The 17171-nt window shown below is 52.3% G+C and carries 18 protein-coding genes; 11 read left to right on the plus strand and 7 right to left on the minus strand.

Annotation, left to right across the window (positions count from 1 at the left end; translation table 11 throughout):
• The first annotated feature begins 220 nt into the window (after positions 1 to 220).
• The 7 genes from ACFPMF_RS03420 to ACFPMF_RS03450 all read left to right on the plus strand — a co-directional run bounded on the left by ACFPMF_RS03420 (position 221) and on the right by ACFPMF_RS03450 (position 7426).
• A complete protein-coding gene (locus ACFPMF_RS03420; RefSeq protein WP_379841122.1) occupies positions 221 to 1579 on the plus strand; it encodes a Gfo/Idh/MocA family protein in 1359 nt (452 codons plus the stop codon).
• 116 nt (positions 1580 to 1695) lie between these two features.
• Positions 1696 to 2928, plus strand: coding sequence for a sugar MFS transporter (locus tag ACFPMF_RS03425; protein ID WP_379841124.1), 1233 nt, complete (start codon positions 1696 to 1698; stop codon positions 2926 to 2928).
• Positions 2928 to 4004, plus strand: a complete 1077-nt coding sequence (locus tag ACFPMF_RS03430; RefSeq protein WP_379841126.1) for a mevalonate kinase family protein — start codon at positions 2928 to 2930, stop codon at positions 4002 to 4004. Before ACFPMF_RS03425 ends, ACFPMF_RS03430 begins: the two co-directional genes overlap by 1 nt.
• Before the next feature lie 154 nt (positions 4005 to 4158).
• A complete protein-coding gene (ispG, locus tag ACFPMF_RS03435) occupies positions 4159 to 6180 on the plus strand; it encodes a (E)-4-hydroxy-3-methylbut-2-enyl-diphosphate synthase (protein WP_379841128.1) in 2022 nt (673 codons plus the stop codon).
• A gap of 95 nt (positions 6181 to 6275) precedes the next feature.
• Entirely contained in the window at positions 6276 to 6464 is a 189-nt protein-coding gene (locus ACFPMF_RS03440) for a DUF6728 family protein (RefSeq protein ID WP_379841130.1), read from the plus strand.
• Positions 6461 to 6814 (plus strand): MmcQ/YjbR family DNA-binding protein, encoded by a 354-nt coding sequence (locus tag ACFPMF_RS03445; protein ID WP_379841132.1) that lies wholly within the window; start codon positions 6461 to 6463, stop codon positions 6812 to 6814. Before ACFPMF_RS03440 ends, ACFPMF_RS03445 begins: the two co-directional genes overlap by 4 nt.
• 63 nt (positions 6815 to 6877) lie before the next feature.
• The gene (locus ACFPMF_RS03450; RefSeq protein WP_379841134.1) at positions 6878 to 7426 is read left to right on the plus strand and encodes a tetratricopeptide repeat protein; all 549 of its coding nucleotides are present in this window, start codon (positions 6878 to 6880) and stop codon (positions 7424 to 7426) included.
• A 10-nt stretch (positions 7427 to 7436) separates the two neighbouring features.
• Here the strand turns inward: ACFPMF_RS03450 and ACFPMF_RS03455 are convergent, their stop codons facing one another.
• The 3 genes from ACFPMF_RS03455 to ACFPMF_RS03465 form a co-directional block, all read right to left on the minus strand.
• Positions 7437 to 8630, minus strand: a complete 1194-nt coding sequence (locus ACFPMF_RS03455) for a thioredoxin family protein (protein WP_379841136.1) — start codon at positions 8628 to 8630, stop codon at positions 7437 to 7439.
• An 89-nt stretch (positions 8631 to 8719) separates the two neighbouring features.
• On the minus strand, positions 8720 to 9067 hold the full coding sequence (gldC, locus tag ACFPMF_RS03460) for a gliding motility protein GldC (protein ID WP_379841138.1): 348 nt from the start codon (positions 9065 to 9067) through the stop codon (positions 8720 to 8722).
• A gap of 162 nt (positions 9068 to 9229) precedes the next feature.
• Positions 9230 to 9982 (minus strand): DUF4197 domain-containing protein, encoded by a 753-nt coding sequence (locus tag ACFPMF_RS03465; protein ID WP_379841140.1) that lies wholly within the window; start codon positions 9980 to 9982, stop codon positions 9230 to 9232.
• Positions 9983 to 10177: 195 nt separating this feature from the next.
• Here ACFPMF_RS03465 and ACFPMF_RS03470 point away from each other — a divergent pair, with 195 nt between their 5' ends.
• The 4 genes from ACFPMF_RS03470 to ACFPMF_RS03485 all read left to right on the plus strand — a co-directional run bounded on the left by ACFPMF_RS03470 (position 10178) and on the right by ACFPMF_RS03485 (position 14040).
• Positions 10178 to 11431 (plus strand): competence/damage-inducible protein A, encoded by a 1254-nt coding sequence (locus tag ACFPMF_RS03470; protein WP_379841142.1) that lies wholly within the window; start codon positions 10178 to 10180, stop codon positions 11429 to 11431.
• A gap of 12 nt (positions 11432 to 11443) precedes the next feature.
• Entirely contained in the window at positions 11444 to 12763 is a 1320-nt protein-coding gene (locus tag ACFPMF_RS03475; RefSeq protein ID WP_379841144.1) for a dihydrolipoamide acetyltransferase family protein, read from the plus strand.
• A 135-nt stretch (positions 12764 to 12898) separates the two neighbouring features.
• Positions 12899 to 13516, plus strand: coding sequence for a hypothetical protein (locus tag ACFPMF_RS03480; protein WP_379841146.1), 618 nt, complete (start codon positions 12899 to 12901; stop codon positions 13514 to 13516).
• The gene (locus ACFPMF_RS03485) at positions 13513 to 14040 is read left to right on the plus strand and encodes a 5' nucleotidase, NT5C type (RefSeq protein ID WP_379841148.1); all 528 of its coding nucleotides are present in this window, start codon (positions 13513 to 13515) and stop codon (positions 14038 to 14040) included. The genes ACFPMF_RS03480 and ACFPMF_RS03485 overlap by 4 nt, the downstream gene beginning before the upstream one ends.
• A 110-nt stretch (positions 14041 to 14150) precedes the next feature.
• On the opposite strand, the gene ACFPMF_RS03490 is transcribed toward ACFPMF_RS03485, so the two are convergent.
• From ACFPMF_RS03490 to ACFPMF_RS03505, 4 genes are all read right to left on the minus strand, one after another.
• A complete protein-coding gene (locus ACFPMF_RS03490; RefSeq protein WP_379841150.1) occupies positions 14151 to 14960 on the minus strand; it encodes an acyl-CoA desaturase in 810 nt (269 codons plus the stop codon).
• A gap of 117 nt (positions 14961 to 15077) precedes the next feature.
• A complete protein-coding gene (locus ACFPMF_RS03495; protein WP_379841152.1) occupies positions 15078 to 15749 on the minus strand; it encodes a DUF4159 domain-containing protein in 672 nt (223 codons plus the stop codon).
• A gap of 61 nt (positions 15750 to 15810) precedes the next feature.
• Positions 15811 to 16512, minus strand: a complete 702-nt coding sequence (locus tag ACFPMF_RS03500; RefSeq protein ID WP_379841154.1) for a 16S rRNA (uracil(1498)-N(3))-methyltransferase — start codon at positions 16510 to 16512, stop codon at positions 15811 to 15813.
• 36 nt (positions 16513 to 16548) lie between these two features.
• Positions 16549 to 17118: a hypothetical protein gene (locus ACFPMF_RS03505; RefSeq protein WP_379841156.1), complete on the minus strand. Its 570-nt coding sequence runs from the start codon at positions 17116 to 17118 to the stop codon at positions 16549 to 16551.
• Between the last annotated feature and the right edge of the window lie 53 nt (positions 17119 to 17171).

Consider the following 17171-nt stretch of genomic DNA (forward strand, 5'->3'; position numbering starts at 1 on the left):
CGCCTTCAGGAGAAATTTCAGTGAGTATCGATTGCATAACAGGGCGTTCCCGGTTTTGGTTCAACCCCCGCGTTCCAATAGCCTGAATTGGCTAAAATCAGTATATGATTAACGCAAGGTACGCGGATAAACCGCTAATAATCCGGCCTTTTTTTGGCCCTGCCGATATTTTCTTTTTTTTTTACAGGATAGTCGTTTATAAACCCAGACACCAACGCCTTTGAAAACGAATCGACGCTATTTTCTGCGTTCGGCAGCTGCAACGGTTTCTTCCGCCCACCTGTTTCCGACTCTGTTAACCGGCGCTCCGGAGCAGACCCCCATCGTTCGCCTGGCTTTTATCGGCGTCGGCGGCCGGGGACGCAGCCACGTAGAGCAGGCACTTTACCGGCCCGACGTGACCATCACGGCCCTTTGCGATATCGATCCCGAAGCGATTAACCTAACCAAAGCGATGATTCGCAAAGCCGGGCGGGGGGAGCCGGCGGTTTTTGGCAAAAACGACGAGGATTTTCTGAACATGCTCAAACGCGACGACATCGACGGCGTCGTGATTGCCACGCCCTGGGAATGGCACGTGCCGATGGCGGTCGCTACCATGAAATCCGGCAAATACGCAGGCGTGGAGGTTTCGGCCACCGTAACCCTGAAAGAATCCTGGGATTTGATTGAAGCCTCGGAAAAGAGTGGCATGCCCTGCATGATTCTGGAAAACGTGTGCTACCGGCGGGACGTGATGGCGGTTCTGAACATGATCCGCCAGGGTATGTTCGGCGAAATGCTGTATGCGCACTGTGGGTATCAGCACGATCTGCGAAACGTTAAGTTCAACGACGGAACGGTCAAACAGGGTGTTGGGGCCGAATTTGGGGCGAAAGGCTATTCCGAAGCCCGCTGGCGAACGCAGCATTCCGTGGACCGCAACGGCGATCTGTACCCGACGCACGGTTTAGGCCCGGTGGCCCACTGGCTCAACATCAATCGCGGCAACCGGTTTCTGCACCTGACCTCCACGGCCACCAAATCCCGCGGCTTACACAATTACGTGGTTGATAAAGGGGGGGCCAACCATCCGAATGCCAAGGTCAATTTCAAGCTGGGCGATGTGGTGACGACGGTGATTCAGTGTGCCAACGGCGAAAACATCGTCATTATGCACGATACGAATTTGCCCCGCCCCTATTCACTGGGTTTCCGGGCCCAGGGAACCAGAGGCATCTGGATGGACGACGGAAAAATGATTTACCTGGAAGGCGTAAGCGCCAAACCCCACCAGTGGGAACCCTTTAAGGAATACCAGGAAAAATACGACCATCCGATCTGGAAACGCCACGCCCAGACCGCCGAAAATGCGGGCCACGGTGGCATTGACTTTTTCGTCCTCCGCGCCTTCATTGAATCGGTGAAACGAAAGGTGGCCCCGCCGATCGATGTGTACGATGCCGCCGTCTGGAGCGCCATTAGCCCGCTGTCGGAAGAATCCATTGCCAAAGGCAGCAAACCGGTTGAAATCCCGGATTTTACGCGCGGCAAATGGAAAACCAACCAACCGATTTTTGCCCTGAATGACGATTATTAGCGGGAAAAGTTTTCAGAAGCCGAAATAAAATACCCACTTAATAAAAAAATTTAAAATATATTGGACATTGGTTAGCAAGTCGGCTACCTCCTTTCACGCTTTCAACACCCAAAACAATGACCCCAACTGCAACGCAGAATTCAACTAGAAGTTACCTCGGGCCGCTCCTGATTGTCGGCATGTTATTTTTCATCTTTGGCTTTGTGACCTGGGTCAACGGGGTGCTAATTGCGTTCTTCAAACAAGCGTTTCAACTCAGTACGGTCGGGTCCAACCTGGTCGCTTTTGCCTTCTTTATTTCCTATACAGTGATGGCCATCCCGTCGTCGTGGCTCCTGAAAAAAACCGGGTTTAAGAACGGGATGTCCGTCGGCCTGATCGTCATGGCCATTGGTACGGTCATCTTCGTGCCGGCGGCCAATGCCGTTTCGTATCCGTTATTTCTCGTGGGGTTGTTCCTGATCGGGATCGGTCTGACGGTGCTCCAAACCGCGTCGAACCCGTATGTGACCATCCTGGGCCCCCGCGAAAGTGCCGCCCAGCGGATTAGCTTCATGGGTGTGGCCAACAAACTGGCCGGGATCATCAGCCAGTTTATTTTTGGCGGCCTGCTGCTGACTGGTGGCAACGCCATTTCCGGGGCCGCTTCACTGGAGAAAGTGGTAACGCCCTATTTAATTCTTACCGGCGTCCTCGTCGTGCTGGCTATGCTGGTGCGGTTTTCGACGCTGCCGGAGGTTTCAGAAGAACAGGAAGAGGACCAAACCGCAGCCCCGAAAACCGGCCATACCGATAGCATCTGGCAGCACGCCAACCTGGTTCTGGGCGTCATTGCCATTTTCTGCTACGTGGGCGTCGAAGTTATTTCGGGCGATACGATCATCAACTACGGAACGGCCCTGGGTTTCTCCAACGATGAAGCCAAGTATTTTACGGCCTACACACTCTACGGCATGCTGGCCGGTTACATTCTGGGCATCGTCCTGATCCCCCGTTTTCTGTCGCAGCAAAAGTCTCTGCTGTATGGTACCATCCTGGGCCTCGTGTTAACGGTTGGTTCCCTGGTGACAGACGGTTTTACGTCGGTGCTCTGCATTGCCCTGCTGGGTTTTGCCATTGCCCCCATCTGGCCTGCCATGTGGCCGCTGGCGCTCAACCGCCTGGGCCGGTTCACCAAACTGGGTTCCGCCCTGCTGATTATGGGAATTTCGGGGGGGGCGCTGCTGCCGCTGCTGCACGGCTACCTGACCGACATGGTGAGTCCCAAAATGGCGTATGCATTAATTCTGCCGTTGTTGAGTTATATCCTGTATTACGCAGCCATCGGAAGCAATAAAACGAACTGGTAATGATTCCACTAAGCGTTTCCACCCCCGGCCGAATCTGTCTGTTTGGCGAACACCTCGATTATCTGGGACTGCCGGTTATTGCTGCCGCCATCAACCGGCGCATCCGAATTACCGGTACGCACCGGCCTGACCGCAAGGTGATGATCAACCTCCCCGACATCAACGAACGGGAAGAGTTCGAGCTTTCAGGATCGCATTTGCCCTATACCAAAGAGCGCGATTATTTCCGCAGCAGCTACAATGTATTGGTGCGGCACGGTTACCGGTTTTCACGGGGCGTCGAATGCGAGGTTCACGGTACGATTCCGATCAACTCCGGCACTTCGAGTTCGTCGGCGCTGGTAGCTTCCTGGCTCCATTTTCTGATGCGCATGAGCGACCGACCACGTTTGCTGAGCCGGCAGGAAATCGGGAATCTGGCCAACGAAGCCGAAACCCGGGAGTTCGGCGAACCGGGTGGCATGATGGATCATTACTCCACGGCCATTGGTGACGTTATTTACCTGGAGTCGGAACCGGAAATTGAAATTGAAGAACTTCGGCCCAAACTCGGGGCGTTTGTACTTGGCGACTCGCTCGAAGCCAAAGACACCCTTACGATTTTGGGACGCTTACGCAGCGGGGTCAACGGTATTGTAAAAAAAATCCAGGAATACAACCCGGAATTTTCGCTGCATACCGCCGACCGGCTCGAACTGGCCGATTATCGTTCCTATTTGTCCGGTGGCGAAAACACGCTCCTGGAAGGCACCCTTTCCAACCGGGATATTCTGCGGGAAGCCCGGCAGGTTCTGGAAGCCGCCGATCTGGACCATATTCACCTCGGTAATCTGCTGAACCGGCACCACACGAATCTGCGCGACGCCCAACGAATTTCCACGCCCAAAATCGATCGCATGCTCGAAGCGGCTTTGAACGCCGGGGCGCTGGGCGGCAAAATCAACGGCTCCGGCGGGGGGGGCTGCATGTTTGCCTATGCCCCGGGCCACGCAGGCGCCGTGGCCGAAGCCATCGAGCGCGAAGGCGGAACGGCATATATCATTCGGGTCGATGAGGGAACCAAGGTAGAGGAATAATACTAATTCACTGATTTTCAGTTATATAAATACAAGATTCCGCATTCAGCAAAATGAACAATTTTGCTGAATTGCGGGTTCTATGAATAGCTTTTGCGGGGAAAACAAGGCGGTTTTGTACCTTTGTAAACTCTTCCGCACTCGCTGTTTAGCTATGCTTGATTTCGCAACCCCGTTACCCGCACCCACAGCCGCAGAACCGGCGCTCTACTGTAATTCGCTGACCGAATACGCCCGTCGTAAAACCATCACGGTTCCCATCGGCGAGGTTCCGCTCGGATCGGATTTCCCGATTCGGGTTCAATCAATGACCACGATTGATACCCTCGACACCCTGGGTTCGGTCGAGCAATCGATCCGCATGATTGAAGCCGGTTGCGAATACGTTCGGATTACCGCACCCAGCGTCAAGGAAGCCCAGAACCTCGAAAATATCCGCAAGGAATTACGGGCGCGGGGCTATCATACCCCCCTGGTTGCCGATATTCACTTCACGCCCAATGCGGCTGAGTTAGCGGCCCGGATTGTCGAAAAGGTCCGGATCAATCCCGGAAATTACGCCGATCGGAAACGGTTCGAGGTCATCGATTATACGGAGGCCTCCTATGCCGCCGAACTGGAGCGGATTCGGGCCAAGTTTCTGCCGCTGGTGAAAATCTGTAAGGAATACGGTACGGCCATGCGGATCGGCACCAACCACGGTTCGCTGTCCGACCGGATTTTGAGCCGGTACGGGGATACGCCCCTCGGCATGGTGGAGTCGGCCCTGGAATTTCTCCGCATTTGCGAAGACGAAAAGTACTACCGCATCGTCCTGTCGATGAAGTCCAGCAACCCGCAGGTCATGGTCGAAGCCTATCGGCTGCTCGTCCACCGGCTGGATGCGGAAGGCTTAAAACCGTATCCGCTGCACCTGGGCGTGACCGAAGCCGGGGAAGCCGAAGATGGCCGGATCAAATCGGCGGTCGGAATTGGCACCTTGCTGGAAGATGGCCTGGGCGATACGGTTCGCGTTTCGTTGACGGAAGATCCCGAACGGGAAGCGCCGGTGGCGCGGGCGTTAATCGACCGGTACACAAAACGTCCGGGCCATGCGCCCATTCCTCCGGTAAAACACTACCCCCTCGATCCTTTTCAATACAGCCGCCGGCAAACGCACGAGGTTGCCAATCTGGGCGGGATTAATGTCCCCCGCGTGATTGCCGATTATTCGCAGATCCCGGTTACGGAGCACGAACAACTGCGCCCGATTGGCCATTTCTACCTGCCGGTTCCGGATAAATGGCGGATGAACGATCTCGGCGCGGACTATCTCTATACCGGTTCGCAACCCGCTTCGTTTATGCTGCCGAACGGATTGAAGGAAATTCTGGATTATTCGGCCTGGCTTTCGGCCGGCGACCCGCTGCATAAATTTCCGCTTCTGTCCGTGGCCCATTATTTACAAAACCGGCAAAAACCGGATGGGGTGCATGCGGTTTTAAATTTCGTGGCGGTAACGCTGAACGACTGGTCGGCGGAATTAGCCAGCGCTTTAGCCGATGACCGGACGGTGGTTCTGGTGGCTCGGACGACCAATGAGCACGCGATGGCCGACCTGCGTCGCCTGTACGTGGAATTGATTAACCGGCACCTCACCTGCCCGGTGATTACCCTGCGAAGTTTTCCCGACCAGGAAGGCGATTCTCTGCAATTGTATGCGGCTACCGATATAGGCGGTTTGCTGGTAGATGGCCTGGGCGACGGCGTTTGGCTGGCCACCGATCAGTTGCCGGAATTGCCGTTGGCAGACCGGCTGCAAACTGCCAACCGGTATAATTCCATTGCCTTCGGAATTCTGCAGGCGGCCCGCACCCGCATGTCCAAAACGGAATATATTTCCTGCCCGTCATGCGGTCGGACACTCTTCGATTTACAGGAGACAACCGCCATGATTCGCAAACGAACCGATCATTTGAAAGGCGTCAAGATTGGGATCATGGGTTGTATCGTCAACGGCCCCGGCGAAATGGCCGATGCCGATTACGGTTACGTTGGCATCGGGAAGGACAAAATTTCGTTGTACCGGGGTCAGCAAGTCATTAAAAAATCCGTTCATGCCGACCAGGCCGTCGATGAACTCATCGAACTCATCAAAGAAGATGGCCGCTGGAATGAACCCGAATCAGAGTTATGAGTGAAGAGTTAAGAATTAGAGTTAAAAGGTGAATCGATTCACTTAACTCATCACTCTTAACCCTTCATTCATAACTCATAACTCTTACCTCCGTCATGTCCCGAATTAGCGATTATTTCAAGTTGGGGGAAGTATTCCGGTATTTTTACCGGGTCTTTCAGAAACCCGATCCCAGCCGGCCCACCAACGCCAACATCCGCATGATGCACGGCATCAACCGGATTTCGATCATCATGTTCGTGATCTGTCTTATTGTCATGATTGTCCGAGCGTTAACCCGATGAATATCGAATCCCTCCGGACGTATTGCCTGGGCAAACCCGGCGCGACGGAATCGTTTCCGTTTGGGGAGGAAACGCTGGTTTTTAAAGTCGGCGGAAAAATCTTTGCACTTACCTCCCTGGACTCTAATCCGCTGAGCATCAATTTAAAGTGCGATCCGGAAAAAGCCGTTGACCTGCGGGAACAGTACGATGCCGTGCGCCCGGGCTACCACATGAATAAAACCCATTGGAACACGGTTCTGATCAATGGCTCGATCCGGGAAAGTGACCTCAAAAGCTGGATCGATCATTCGTATGAATTGATTGTAAACAGGTTACCGAAAGCCGCCCGGCCAGCACTCGAAAAATAAGATTTCGATTGCACAACCCGGTTTTTTGCGCTATTTTACACTGTTTTGTGAACGTTTCAGGTTATGGAAGTTGCGCTGATCGGACTCTTCTTTATTTTATACCTGTTCATCCGGTATTTCCTGATTGACCACGACACGGCGGCCGACAAAGATCGTCTGCGGTTTTCGGAAGGAATTCGGCTTATTCAGTTCCATCGCTACGACGAGGCATTCCGCTTTTTCGATCAGGCCGTCGCTCAGTTTCCCAAATCGTCCCTGGCGTTTGCGTACCGGGGAAAATGCCATCTTCGCAACCAGAATATTCACTCCGCCCTGTACGATTTAACGCAGGCCCTGAGTCTGGACAATACGATTCCGGACTCGTATCTCGACCGGGGAATTGCGCTGTATCAATTAAAGGACTACGCCGAAGCGTTCAAGGAATTCGATAAAGCCGTCTGGTATTTTCGGGGACAGCAAGCCGACGCCATCCGCTGGCGAGCCTTGAGCCGCATGCAACTGGAGCAATTCAAAATGGCCGAGCAGGATTTGATCCGGGCCCTTGAACTGGGCGACGAAAATTCGGCGTATTTGCTGAAGCAACCGCCCTTCTCGAATGTCATTTATTCCTGAAACCGGGATTCTATTTCATTTTTCCCAACTGGTCCGTATTTCGTTTGGTATCCAATTTAGCGGCTTTAGCCAGTTCCAGCGATTTCTGAGCGGCTTTTAAGCCCTCGGCGGTTTTGCCACCCCGCCGGTACACCTCCGCCAGTTCGTAATATAAATCCGCCTGCTCGGTCGTATTTTTCGCGTGAGAAAGGGCTTTGTTGGCCCACCGGGCAACCGTTGGCGCATCACTGGCATCGGGACTTTTCCGGTTGAACAACCGAATTACGTAGAGGTATTCCGGCGTTGAAAACTGGTTCTGATTGATGTGATCATCCATCCGGGATGCGGCCCGGGTTGCCTGCCCGGCGCGGAAATAGGCATTGACTTCGGGTAGAAGTGTCCGGTTATTCGCCACCCGCCCCTCGATCCCGATCTGTTGGAGCTGGTTTCGGATGCTAATGATTTTCGGAGCGGGATATTGATTACCCCGACTACTGTACAGCGATGACATCAGAATGTTTTCGGCCACGGTCTTGACCTGCTCCGCCGTATACGGTTTGATGTACTGGTCCAGATGACTGATCATGTACTGAAACAGCGGGTTATCGACATCCAGAATCAGCTTCTGCAGCACGAGCCAGTTGGTCTGATTAGCGTAGGTTCCGGCGGCCTGGAGCGCGGCATACTCGTTCATGACGCGGATATTCGTGACGGTATCCCGCGTCACCCGGGCGTACATACCGTAATCGATCAGGAAGTTCGCTGACCGCTCGCCCGCTTCGTACCGCTCCCGCATGGCCGAAGTGCGAGTGCCCGGGTTCAGCGCCGTGGCCCCGTGCCGGATTACTTCGTCGGCGGAATTGTTGCTCATAGCCATGTGGATCAACTCCCCCTGCGCATTAAAATACAGAAACAGCGGCAAAGAAGGCACAAACAGGTGGTTTTTATCCAGAAAGGCGACGGTTTCCTTCGAACCGATGTCCACTTTCGCGCTGACGAACTTGCTGTTATAGAACTTGCCGACTTTGGGTTGAGCCAGGGTTGGGATAAAACTCTGGCACACATGGCAGGTGGCCGAATACACTTCGATAAAAACCGGCTTTTTGGCCTTCTTCGCCGTGGCGAAAAGGGTCGATAGAGCCCCCGGTCGGAATTGAACTCCCTGGCCCAACGCCGAACCGATCGTCAGCCAAACAACAATAGCTAGCGTGCTGAAAACTCTCATGATCAAAAGGAAGGCTTGAGGTATACGGTTCCGGGTTTACCGCGTAAGCTACCGTAAATGGTAAACCCGGAACCGTGCTGAATCAACCATTAGGACTGCTGCTGTTCGCGATATTCTTCCTCGACTTTTTTACTGAGTGCGCGGCAAAGGTTATCGATTTGATCAGCCATGGGTTGGTCGCCCGTCGCCGTAACAATTGTATCGGCCAGACTCCCCAGAACTTCAATGCAAAACCGCTTCATATCGGTTACGGCCATATCTTTGGTCCATAAATTTAACCGAAGCGTACCCTGATTATAATGATCCCAAACGGAAACAACGACGGCTTTCGTGTCACTTAACCCTTCGTTGGGATTGTCGGTTGCGTTCCAGAAAATTTTTTCCGGGATATTCTGGTTATCTAACTCAACCGTAAAATTGATCTCTGATTTTTTCATCGTTTTTCTACCTGCTCATTCAAAACTCCGCCCATGAAAATCGAAACCGCCGGAAAGACGGCTCAACAGGCGCGGAGTTTTACGTCCCCAAAGGTAATTAAGGGCAACCGAATTGCAATTTTCGCCCTTCGATCGCCGGCAAAAACCGGGTGTCTTTTTTACTTATTGCTGACTAAAAACTTTTTTCAACAAATCATTCACCCGGGCCGCCGGGTTTTCCCGAATCCGTTTTTCTTCCTGTTCGACCAGCACAAAAATCCCGTCAACGGCTTTGGTTGCGGCATAGCGCGTGAGATCCGGGTCCACTTTCTGCGTCGCAATGGGGAGCTTGTTGTAGGTTTTAACCAGATCGCCGTAATACCGCGTGGCGTTGTTTTTCTTCAGGGTACTGTCAATCACCGGGGTAAACGCAGTCATGAGCTGGTCCGATGTCGTCCGTTTCAGGTATTGGGTTGCCGCATTCTTCTCTCCTTTCAGAATGCCAACCGCGTCCTGAATGGTCATGGAGGTCAGGGCGTTTAAAAAAATCGGCTTGGCCTTTTTGGCCGCGTCTTCCGCCGAGCGATTGAGCGACAGAATAAACTGATCAACCTGCTTGCCCAGCCCGACTTTCCGCAGGGCGGATTCTACTTTCTGCGCTTCCGGCGGCATCAGAATCTTGATGAGGGCGTTCTTGAAATAACCGTCGGTGGCCGACGCCTGGTCCGACCCCTTGCTGATCCCAATGCGCAACGCTTCTTTTAGGCCACTGGCAATTTCATCGTTCGATAACGAACCGCCCGTGGCTACTCCGCCGACCTTTTCCAGAATCTGACCGAAAACGGTTTTCTTTTTAGGCTGGGTCGAGTCGGCCTGGGCCATTGCCGCGCCGGCGGTTACCGTCATCACTAAACCCAGCATTACAGTTTTTTTCATGATAATTTCAGGTTGATATCAATGGTGAAACGTTGGCAAGCCCACTATGAACAAACGAAAACGCGTTTTTTTACGTACTTTTGGCGCAAATGCGATGGGTTGTTTGTTGGTAGACTGGACTGCGTTCGTACCATTAAGACAAAAAATCTGGTCAAAAGTATTAGACCTGGCCTTAAAAATTGTAGATTCTTTTTCATGAAACCCATTCTGACCGAAGTTATCACGATTGGCGACGAAATTCTGTTCGGACAAATTACCGACACCAATACGCAGTGGATTGGGGCCGAATTAACCAAACTCGGCATCCGTACCATCCGCAAATCGTCGGTCGGCGACCAGCGGCAATCCATTCTTGACGTATTGAACGAAGCCACCCAACGGGCTGATGTCGTGATCCTTACCGGGGGTCTGGGTCCCACGAAAGACGATATTACCAAAGTTACGCTTTGCGAATTTTTCAACACGCAACTCGAACGGAACCCCGAAGCGCTGGGGTTCGTGACGAAGTTCTTTGAAAGCCGGGGGCGCCAGCTCACCGAAATCAATGCCCGACAGGCCGATCTGCCGCAGAATTGCACCTACATTCCGAACGATTGGGGCACCGCACCGGGCATGTGGTTTCACGAAAACGAGACGGTGTACATTTCGCTTCCGGGGGTGCCTTTTGAAATGAAGAACCTCATGCAATACCGGATCATCCCGAAATTGCAGCAACATTTTGAAACGCCTGTTATCGTTCATAAAATCATTCGGACGGTGGGCATCGGCGAGTCCTTTCTGGCCGAAACCATTGCGAATTGGGAAGACAATCTGCCGGAACACCTTAAACTGGCGTATCTGCCCCAATTTAGCCAGGTTCGGTTGCGACTGACCGGCACCGGCACCGACCTTTTACAACTCCGCGCGGAAATTGATGAACAGGTAGCCGCCGTTCTCCCCCTGATTCAACCGTACGTATACGGTTTTGACGAGGATGAAATTGAAATGGTGGTCGCTCGACTGCTTTCCGAAAAAAGCTGGATGCTGGCCACGGCCGAAAGTTGTACGGGCGGTTTTGTAGCCAGTCAGATTACGAAGTATGCGGGCTCGTCGCAGTATTTTGTCGGTGGCGTGGTTAGCTACAGCAATACTGTGAAGGTCAATCAATTGGGTGTAAAACCGGAAACCCTGGGCCAGGTTGGCGCTGTCAGTGAAGAAACCGTGCGGCAAATGGCGGAAGGCGTTCGCCTAAAACTGGGCGCAAATGTCGGCATTGCCACCAGCGGTATTGCCGGCCCGGATGGCGGAACACCCGAAAAACCGGTCGGGACCATCTGGATTGCCTGTTCGACGGAAAAACAAACGGTGGCGCGTTTGCTGAAACTGGGCCCCTATCGCGAACAGAACATTCAGCATACTGCCGTTCATGTCTTAAACTTACTCCGGCAAGTATTGCTGGACGAACAATAAAATCACCTCTCAATGGCACTCGTTGACATGGTCATGCCCAAAATGGGCGAAAGTATTATCGAATGTACGGTTATCACCTGGCTCAAAAAACCCGGCGACCGCATTGAAGCCGACGACTCGATTCTGGAAGTCGCCACGGATAAAGTGGATACGGAAGTGCCCGCGTCGCATGGCGGGATTTTGAAAGAATTGCTGGTCAGCGACGGCGATGTGGTGGCCATTGGCAGTCCCGTGGCCCGCATTGAAACCGAGCAGGAGGTCCCGGAAACCGTCCCGGATACCGATCCGCAGCCGCTGGCCGAAACGCCGGAGCAGGATGTGGCCAGCGTTGCGGCCCAACTGGAAGCCGACATGTCCAAACTATCAAACCGGAATCCGGACTTTCCGGCCCCCTCGCCCCCGGTTGCCGCCCCCTCCAACCGGTTTTACTCGCCCCTGGTTCTGAGCATGGTGAAAGCCGAAAACATCTCGGAAGCGGAATTGGCCGCCATTCCGGGTACCGGGGCGGAGCATCGGGTTACCAAAAACGACATTCTGGCCTATCTGGAAAAACGCCGGGCAAAACCGGCGGCCGTCACCACGCCAGCGCCGGCCTTCCCGAAAGCCACATCGATCAATGGCCAGAACGACATCGTTCAGATGGACCGGATGCGGAAACTGATTGCCGAACGAATGGTGGAATCGAAACGGATTGCGCCCCACGTTTCCTCCTTTGTCGAAACCGATATGACCGTGGTGGCTCAATGGCGGGAGCGGAACAAAAAAGCCTTTCAGCAGCAATACGGCGAAAACATCACCTATACCCCGATTTTGATCGAAGCCGTTGTCAAGGCGATTCGGGATTTTCCGATGATTAACGTCTCCGTCGAGGGCGATACCATCATTGTCAAGAAAGCCATTAATGTCGGCATGGCGGTGGCATTGCCCAACGGCAACCTCATTGTGCCGGTGATTCACCAGGCCGATCAGTATAACCTGGTCGGTTTGACCAAGAAAGTGAACGATCTGAGCCGGCGGGCCCGCGAAAACAAACTCACGGCCGATGACCTGGCCAACGGCACCTACACGGTTTCGAACATCGGAATGTTCGGCAATGTCATGGGAACGCCCATCATTGTGCAACCGCAGGTGGCTATCATGGCGTTTGGGGTGATTGAGAAAAAACCGGCGGTCATCGAAACGCCCCAGGGCGATCTGATTGGAATCCGGCAGAAAATGTTCATTTCGCACAGCTACGATCACCGGGTGGTCGATGGTTCGCTGGGGGGACAGTTTGTCAAACGGGTCTCCGATTACCTGGAACAATTTGATCCGGAACGAAACCTGGTTTAGCCGAACGGGCGGACAATTCAGTCCGGTTTTTCGCCACTTCAACGATTCAAAAAATCAGTCGGCACGAAATACGCTGTAGAGTGCGTTTTTTGTCGCGTAGTTTGGGTTCGTTTTACGTAAACAACCTCGAAAACCATGAAATTCAGCTTAATTCTTTCCAGTATTTTGGCCGGTATTCTGTCGCTCTCCGGTGCATTGGCCCAATCGAATGCCCGGGTAGACAAAATTCAGGGCGTTGAAACGTACATCATGTGCGAGCCATTGCGACCGTACGAAACCGTTTTCGAAATTGAAACGGGAGCCAAAGCGGCTTCGCTGCTGACCGGTGGGGTGGTCAACGAAGGCGTGTCCGACAAAGCGTCGCAGTTTGTGCGTCGGGCGGTGAAAGACGGCAAAAAAGAGAATAAAGCATTCGATGCGGTCTTGATCTCAGGCTCGAAAACCGCCGTTGCCATTAAGTTTACGGGAAACGGCGGGTCGGAGAAAGGGCTGGCGAAAGTCCGGAAAATTGACGGCCTGGCGGTATATGTCATGAACGAACCCGTAAAAGACTACGAAACGGTAGTCGATGCGTCGGGGGGCGTTAAAGCCAAATCGTACTTTACGGGCGGAATCGTCAACAATTCCATTGAAGAAGATATCGAACAATTCGTTCGACGCGTAAAAAAAGAAGCACAGGAAGCCAAAAAGTCCATTGATGCGGTGGTATACTCCAGCGGAAAACGGGCGATTGGCGTAAAATTTAAAGGATGAAACCTCGTATTGCCATTGACATGGATGATGTGCTGGCGGACACCGTCGGCACGTTCATCGACATTTACCGGCGTGACTTCGACACGACGGCCCTCCCCGACGTTTTTCGGGAAAATTCCTTTCACGAATTGCTGGAAAAAGACATCTCGCAACGCCTGTCGGACTACGTTCATGAACCCGGTTTTTTCGCCGACATTGCTGTCATGCCCGGTGCTCCCGAAATCACCCGCGAATTATCCAAAAAATACGATCTTTTTGTTACCTCTGCCGCCATGGAGTTCCGGAATTCACTGGCGGAGAAATACGACTGGCTCGACCGGTATTTCCCGCACATTCCCTGGCAAAACCGGGTTTTCTGCGGTGACAAAAGCATCATTCGGGCCGACATCATGATCGACGACATGCCGTACAACCTGGTCAGTTTTCAGGGGAAAGGGCTGCTGTTCGATGCCCCGCACAACCGCGATAACACCTTGTTTCAACGGGTTCATTCGTGGGAGCAGATTGCAACGATTTTGCTGTAAGCAAAAAACCGGCGATTTAACCAGCGACCGCGAAATCAAGTCCGTTTAACAGAAAAGTCCCAGCCGTTGGCGGCTGGGACTTTTCTGTTAAACGGACGGCTAACGGTTTGTTAAACCGAGATTTTATCGTTTTTCTCAACCAGGCGATCGTGGCCTACCTCGAATTCCGCCGTTGCTTTCGCGGGGCGCATCTTGATAATGCCAAGTACCGACAACAGTTTAATCACCGGATAGGTCGGATCGATTTCCCACCATTTAGCACCAAAATTGGCCGCATTCGGGCGTTTGTGGTGATTGTTCTGGAACAGCTCGCCCATCATCAACCAATCAAAAAACAGCGAATTCTTTGACTTATCGTGGTTATCGAAGTTGGCGTACCCGTATTTGTGGCCACTCCAGTTTACGATGGCACCGTGAATCGGCCCCATCAGGAAGTGGATCGGCAGCAGGAAGAAGAACGCCCAGTGCATATCCAGGTAAACGTAGGCGAAAATGTAGAACAGCGAATAAGCCGTTCCCCAGCCAACCCGCGAAATCCAGGAATCGCCGATTTTTTCGATGGTTTCCCAAACCGGGTAATTCCGGTCAAATTTGGCTTCAATCGGACGAACGCGGTTCAGAACCGCGTTGTATATGTCTTTCGTTTTCCACATCATCGTGAAGACGTTCTTGGAGTTATGTGGAGAGTGCGGATCTTTGGGCGTATCACTGAACGCGTGGTGCATCCGGTGCAGGATCGCATAGGCCCGCGGGCTCAGGTAAGACGATCCTTGAGAGACGTAGGTCAGTAAATAGAAAAAGCGTTCCCAAACTTTGCTCATTGTGAACATCTTGTGAGCCGAATACCGGTGCAGAAAGAAGGTCTGGCAGAAGAGAGATACATACCAGTGCGCTACAAAGGCAACAAGGACTATAACCACAGGCGTAATTTTGTTAAAGGTGAATGGCTAACAACCAACTTCAGTACAATTGGATTCTACAAATCTACAACAATAAAGCCAATAGTTAACCGAATAAGTCAAATTATTTATTTAAATCTAAAATGCCGTTGTGGCATATTGCAGCAGGTTGGCACCCATGCGTAAAGCCTGCTGACGCGACTCTTCCGGGTCATTATAAACAGATTGGTCCTCCCAACCGTTCCCCAAATCGCACTCGTAACTGTAAAAACACACCAACCGGCCTTCCCAGATTAATCCAAATCCCTGCGGTGCCTTCCCATCGTGTTCATGCACTTTCGGCAGGCCATTTGTAAAATTAAATTTCTGGTGATAAACCGGGTGATTATAGGGCAATTCGATGAACGATAGTTCGGGAAACACTTTTTTCATCTCCCGGCGAATGAACTTATCCAGGCCGTAATTATCGTCCACGTGCAGAAAACCGCCCGACATCAGATACCGGCGCAAGTTCTGGGCCTCCGCGTCCGAAAAAACCACATTACCGTGGCCGGTCATGTGCACGAACGGGTACGAAAACAATTCTGGGCTTCCCACCTCCACAATATCCTCCTCCGGGAAAATATTCATCCGAAGATTCGAATTGCAAAACTTGATCAGGTTCGGGAGCGATGTTTTATTGGCATACCAGTCGCCCCCGCCATTGTACTTCAGCTTGGCTACTTTGTAGGAATATTGGGCCCAAACCGCCGAACTGCCGCAAACCGTGAAAACAACTATCGCCAGTAAGAATCTGAAACCGCTTCTCATTCAGGTTGGGTGCAATGCGTTTATTTACCAACAATATATAAGACTAACGAAAAAAGAGCAACTACCTTGCCGCATTTACCAGATGAATGGTATGACAGGCCATCAGGGCGGCTGTTTCGGTCCGGAGTCGCGTTTTGCCTAAGGTAACCATTTTAAAGCCATTTTCCAGCGCCTGATCGAGTTCGGCTGCCGAAAAGTCGCCCTCCGGGCCAACCAGGACCAGAACGGTACCCCCCGGACGGGCGGTATGGAACAGATCAAGAACTGGTTGGTTGTCTGGCAAATGAGCAATATACCGCTGATCGGCGGCCGTGGTGAGCAGGCGTTTAAAATCTGTTAGGGCCTCGATTTCCGGCAGAAACAACTGCAGCGACTGCTTCATGGCAGCAACGGCAATTTTCTCCAGCCGGTCGGTTTTCAGGGATCGTCGCTCCGAATGGTTGCTAACAAAAAAAGAAAACCGATCAACTCCCAGTTCAACCGCCTTTTCGACCAGCCACTCTATCCGGTCCGTATTTTTGGTAGGGGCAACGGCCAGGTGAATCCGAAACGGGCGGGCCGGCTCCGCATCCGTCTCCACAATTCGAAACGTGCACCGGCGCGCATCAGCGGTTTCGATGAGGCAATGATGACGCTTGCCACGCCCATCGGTCACATCGATGCCGGCTCCTTTTGCCAACCGCAGGGTTTTAACACAGTGCCGGGACTCGTCTTCACTCAGAAATGGATGAATTTCTGCGTCGGGCTGATAAAATAAATGCATGAACCTGTAAACTTCAATAACCTATCTTACAGGACCTTACGCTTCGGGCTCGTCATTCGTGAAGGAATACAACGTCGTATCCAGTTTCAGGGAATTGCCGTTGAACTTCCGAATAAAATCCTCGATGACGTCTTCGGTGATTTCCTCGACATTCAGGCAAACATCCAGGCTGATGCCATACTCAAAATCAGCGTCGACATCCAGGTGCTCCTTTACTTTAACCGCTTCGGTTTCTTCAATTTCCTCAATCAGTTCCGTCAGAAACAGTTCAATCTCTTCCTCCAGTTCCGGTTCGATGCGGTAATTGGGTTTGCGATCTTCCACCGGCACGTACTCCGGAAACGATTTTTTTACTTTTTCAATCGCCATCTCATACACCAGGCTACTGTGGTGTAAACGCAGGGTGTAAATAATGGCGTCGTAGATGACCTCCTTTTCATTATGTTTACCAACAAACTGAATGTGAACACATTCTCCGGAGTTCAGGACTTCCAGATCATCGTCATCATCCTCCACATAGACGAACGAGCTACCCTCCTTTTGGCACTCTTCTTTCAAGGCCTGAATTACTGCCGGATCGTAGCCCTCGTTTTTGTACGCTGCCATTTCAATATTCGTTAAGTTGTGCGATATTTTCCAGCAAAGCTATGAATACCCGG

This window comes from Larkinella bovis (assembly GCF_042655385.1).
In the GTDB taxonomy this organism is placed as follows: Bacteria; Bacteroidota; Bacteroidia; order Cytophagales; family Spirosomataceae; genus Larkinella; species Larkinella bovis.